The organism is Citrobacter sp. wls826 (genome assembly GCF_005281245.1).
Lineage (GTDB): Bacteria > Pseudomonadota > Gammaproteobacteria > Enterobacterales > Enterobacteriaceae > Citrobacter > Citrobacter braakii.
Map to the genome: position 1 here is coordinate 166,673 of NZ_SZWS01000061.1, position 4,659 is coordinate 171,331.

Sequence of the window (4,659 nt, forward strand, 5' to 3'; positions counted from 1 at the left end):
CCCAGTAATTACGCCCCTCTTCAATAAATCCTTCACTGTAAACGTACTGCGTATCGAACAGGTTATTGACCGAAGCGTTAACGCTAAACCCGTGGCCAATGGCGTAATCAGCGCGCAAATGGGTAATGGCGAAACCAGCGGCTTTCTGCGAGCCGTCGGTATTGCTATAGCTTGACGAACGGGCCTCTTCGGACAGCGTAATGCTGAGTGGCTCCCACGGTTTCAGCGTCATCCAGGCTGTCAGGGTTTGCGTCGGCAGATCGGTAATCTTACCGATATCGCTGCGTTTGGCGTCCGCATGAATAAGGCCGTAGCTCAGCCCGACGTCCAGCATATCAAAAACTTTACCTTTAACGCCTGCATCCAGGCCGGTGTAATCCACCCGACCACTGTTTTGATTCTGGATGGTGTCGGCATCAATATTGTGCGAAAGAATCGCATCGCTGATGCGGTTGTAATACACGCTGGCTTCGAATCCCCAGTTCTGGCTAAGTGAACCATTCCATGTCAGGTCCACGCTGCGGGCGCGCTCCGGTTTAAGCTGTGGATTGACCAGCGCCACCTGGTTATAGGCCGGTTTCGAGGTCGTGTAGCGTTCTTTTAACGTTGGGAAACGCGTTCTGTCAGAGTAAGACAGCGCTAATGTGTCTGAATTTTCAAAGTGGTATTTGGTCATCACCTGCCAGTTAAAGGCCGACTGATTGTTGTCATCGTAGTGCGTGACGCTGCCGTTTTTCTCGTGCTTCATACCTTCCAGACTGTCTCGCCAGTCATAGCTTATTCCCGCCACCACATCGACATTATCCGCCGCAGCCCACTGGTATTCACTGGCTACGGACCAGGTGCGGTCTTCGTAGCGGTCGTAAGCCGCATTCGGTGCGCCTTTCTCGCGGTGAACATCGTTCTTCCAGTTCACGGCGAAAGAGAGCAGATCGTTTTCTCGTATATCCGCAGCGAGCTGCAGGCCAGCCCCATCGCTATAGTCCGAATAATGGCTGTAGCTGCCTTTCTTATTTTTCAGGTCGGCCAGCGAGTTGTACATCATCAACGTATTTTCAAAGGTGTCGCGATACAGACGGCTTTTCAGGGTAAAACGGTCGCCCAGATGCGTGGTTCCCTGATAGTAATAGCTCTCTTTATCGTACTGTGGCCATTGCCAATAGCGTGATTTCTGGCTGCTGGTTCCGGCGTACGGTGGATTATCTTTTTCACCGTCCTGATTTATATAGGTCAGCACATATTCATCATCTCCACGAGGGGTAAAGCCCAGCTTCACGATGCCACGCTTGTCATCAGCGGAAGAGTTGATCATCTTGCCGTGACTGCCCGCAACCGGGTTGTCCACGCCATGCGGTAACCCAAGAAAATCCTGCTTCAGCTGACTGCCGCTGAGCTGGATATAGCCGAGATCGTTACTGGCGCCAAATGAAGCGTGCATATCGTGGGCGTTGTCTTTGCTGCGACTCCAGCCCTGGCGATAGCCAATGCTGCCTTCAAGCGGTTTGGTCGGTTTTTTTGTAGTGATATTGATGGCGCCGCCCATCTGGTTTGGCCCCTGTAACAGAGACGAGTAGCCTTTGGAGACTTCAACCGAAGCGATATCGGATGTCAGAAAACGGCCTAAATCGAGGTTGCCGTCATAGGGGATGTACACCGGCACGCCGTCAAAAAAGACGGGAACCTGACGGCTGTCAAATCCGCGCACTTTTACCTGTTGCTCGTTGCGGTTGCCTGACTTTTGCAGCACGACGCCAGGGACGACGCTCAGCGCCTGCGCCACGTTCTGTTTATCCAGCTGTTGTATCGTTTCCTGGCCGAGAACCGTGGTGGTGGCCGCGGAGACCGGACTAGACCAGACGGTCATGGTTTCGCTTTCCTGCCCAGCAAAAGCACTGTGCGCGAAAGCAAACGACAGGGCTGTGTAAAGACAACTTTTGTTGAAATTCATTATTTTTAGTCCATTTTTTGATGTTATAGGCCACGTGCGTCCGGGCTCAGGCTCACTTTGATATCCGCAGGTGGAGCGTAGTAAGGCGCGGAAGTGATAAAGAGTCTGATACCGCAGTCGAGATAACCCGCCAGCGAGGCGAGGGTAATGCCGCCGGTCAGCGCCAGCGTGCAATGGGGGGCCAGAGCAGGGGCCTGACGGGCAATTTCTGCCGCTTGCTCGGGGGTAAATTTGTCGAGTTGTAGGACATCTGGGGCGGCGCGTAGGGCGGCCAATGCCTCATCTGGCGTATCCGCTTCGACCACGATCTTTTTTTCTGGCGCATGGCTGCGTAAGCGCGCAATCGCGCCTGTCCAGTCGTTTGGGTTGGTAAGGAAACGGCGGTGATTAGCAAACAGCAGTACCGTTTCGGCGCATCCTCCCCGATGGATAATGCCCCCGGCGGCAAGTATTGCCTGAGTCGCCAGTAAACGCGTACCGGGAATGGCTTTGCGGGTGCAGGCAATCTGCCCATCGGGATAGCGTTGATGCAGCATGCTCAGCATCTCGACGAGATAGCCCGACACGCCGCAGCTCCACTCCAGTACATTTTGTACCGCTTTCCAGCCCTGGTGCAGCGCCGCCGCTGGTCCGTGTGCGCGAATCAGTCGCTGTCCGGCGTTCGCCCGTTCGCCATCGGACAAAATATCGGTGACGGTTAATCCCAATGAAGTCAGCATTTGTCTGGCAACAGCGGTACCGCTAACGCATCCGCCCTGGCGATGGCTAAACTCGATGACGCCTGGTTGGGCGCCGATACCCAGCGCGCGGGTGGTCAGATCGCCGCCCTGAATATCTTCCAGCAGCAGCGCGTCAATTTGCGCCTGCGAAAAGTAGATCATCGCAGCGCCTCCCGCGGGATGCTGTCCCACCAGATAAGCGCCCAGTCACGGCTGGCGGGGGCAATAGCGCGTGGATCCTGCTGTTGATACCAGTTTTCCAGACGTTCGACCTCGTCGGCGCTCAGTTCACCCATACTCCAGCGCACGTTTTCCAGAAAACGCGTCCAGATGCTGTTGTCCTGCTGACAGTTGGGACCGCGGATAAAATCAACGTGCGCGTGGATCCCCATCTGATACAGAACATTAAGCGCATAGATATAGTTGGGCAGTTCAATCACTTCGCGGCCCAGTGCGCGCTGAATGGTGGGAGAAACGAAAGATGAACTGACAAGGTGGGTGGTATAAACCCGCAGCCGGGCCTGATTATTCAGCTTGCTCATTGCCTGGCGCATATCGGCAACCAGCGTGGAGCGCGAGGCGACGGCGATATCGCACTGGGGTAAATCATCCCAGTGCTCTTCCCAGGCTCGTTGCACCCATTGTACGTGACGGGCGTTCATTTGTGCGGCGCGGCGGGCAGCTACGCTCAGCATTCCCTGGCTGTAATCTACGCCGTAAATTATTGGCATTTTTTTAGCCAGCGCCAGCGAGACTGTACCGGGGCCGCAACCCATATCAAACAGCGACTCTGCACCTTGCAGGTCGATTTTCCCCAGCAGTTGCAGCAGATAGCTGTCGGTTAATGAGGCGCAATTCTCCGCCATTTTTTCCGCACGTTTGTCCCAGTGCTCCGGCTTTTTCTCGGTTCTGTTCGCCAGCTGTAATTGCTTACGGTAAAGATCGGCAAAATCAATGTCGTCAATGAGCATGAATATTCCTTAATTGAGTGAACCATAAAGATGGTGGGTAATTTGTGACGGTGTAACGCGATACAGCGCGGCCAGGCGGTCGGCGGCGAGCTGATGTTCAGGCAGACCCTGCGACACCTCGCCGTTTGGTTCAACCCGTACCACGCTGTCGGCGATTGCCCGGGCGTGCAACGGGTGATGGGTCGACATCAGCAGGGCCATACCGGAATTTTTCAGCGTCACCAGCGTGTCGAGCAGACGGATTTGATGCCCAAAATCAAGGCTGGATGCGGGTTCATCAAGCAATAAAAGACGCGGGCGTTGCGCCAGCGCGCGAGCGATCAACACCAGTTGCCGTTCGCCGCCGCTCAGGGTGTTCCAGCGTCGAAGTGCCAGGTGAGAAATCTCCAGCATCGCCAGTTGCTGATGCGCAATTTCACGCTCTTTAGCGCCGGGAACCGCAAATGCCGCCAGTTGCGGGGCCAGTCCCATCATCACCATGTCCAGGGCGGTGAAGGCAAACGCGCCGTCGTGCGCCTGAGGAACCCAGGCGATGGCTGCGGCGCGTTCCCGATCGCTGAGATGATTCACCGCGACGCCATCAAGCAGAATGTCACCGCGAAGCGGCGGAAGAACGCCGAGAATGGTGCGCATCAGGGTGGTTTTACCGCTGCCGTTAGCACCAATCAGACAACAGACAGAACCGGGCGAAACCTGAAAGGAGATATCACGTAACACGGGTTGTTTACTGTGGTATCCCAGCGACGCGTGGCGCACGAGTAATAGCGTCATGGGCGGTTTCCCCGCAGCAAAAGCAGCAAAAAGAACGGTGCGCCAATAAATGCAGTCAGGATCCCCAGCGGGATTTCCGTGCGGCTCAGCGTGCGGGCGAGGGTGTCGGTGAGCAGGAGTAAAATGGCGCCGATCCCCATGGACACCGGCAGTAACTGCTGGTGGTTATTCCCGCTGAGGAGTCTGCCGATGTGCGGCACCACCAGTCCAATCCAGCCGATAATGCCGGCAATGGCGACGGTACAGGCGG

At 55.7% G+C, this 4,659-nt stretch carries 5 protein-coding genes; all 5 read right to left on the reverse strand.

What is annotated here, in order from left to right; genetic code table 11:
- A partial coding sequence (locus tag FDW87_RS18300) for a TonB-dependent siderophore receptor (protein ID WP_137380052.1) occupies positions 1 to 1,948 on the reverse strand: 1,948 nt, incomplete at its 3' end.
- A gap of 23 nt (positions 1,949 to 1,971) precedes the next feature.
- Entirely contained in the window at positions 1,972 to 2,829 is an 858-nt protein-coding gene (modD, locus tag FDW87_RS18305; protein ID WP_047416626.1) for a ModD protein, read from the reverse strand.
- Positions 2,826 to 3,638 carry a class I SAM-dependent methyltransferase gene (locus FDW87_RS18310; protein ID WP_094761114.1) on the reverse strand — a complete coding sequence of 271 codons (813 nt, stop codon included), beginning with the start codon at positions 3,636 to 3,638 and terminating at the stop codon, positions 2,826 to 2,828. The genes modD and FDW87_RS18310 overlap by 4 nt, the downstream gene beginning before the upstream one ends.
- 9 nt (positions 3,639 to 3,647) lie before the next feature.
- The gene (locus FDW87_RS18315; RefSeq protein ID WP_046275011.1) at positions 3,648 to 4,409 is read right to left on the reverse strand and encodes an ABC transporter ATP-binding protein; all 762 of its coding nucleotides are present in this window, start codon (positions 4,407 to 4,409) and stop codon (positions 3,648 to 3,650) included.
- On the reverse strand, positions 4,406 to 4,659 hold a 254-nt coding region (locus tag FDW87_RS23005; protein ID WP_252363239.1), incomplete at its 5' end, for an iron chelate uptake ABC transporter family permease subunit. The genes FDW87_RS18315 and FDW87_RS23005, both read right to left, overlap by 4 nt.

What these genes read in the sequence shown, in the direction of transcription:
- modD (WP_047416626.1), bottom strand. Translation starts at nt 2,829, where the DNA reads ATGATCTACTTTTCGCAGGCGCAAATTGACGCGCTGCTGCTGGAAGAT.
- FDW87_RS18310 (WP_094761114.1), bottom strand. Translation starts at nt 3,638, where the DNA reads ATGCTCATTGACGACATTGATTTTGCCGATCTTTACCGTAAGCAATTA.
- FDW87_RS18315 (WP_046275011.1), bottom strand. Translation starts at nt 4,409, where the DNA reads ATGACGCTATTACTCGTGCGCCACGCGTCGCTGGGATACCACAGTAAA.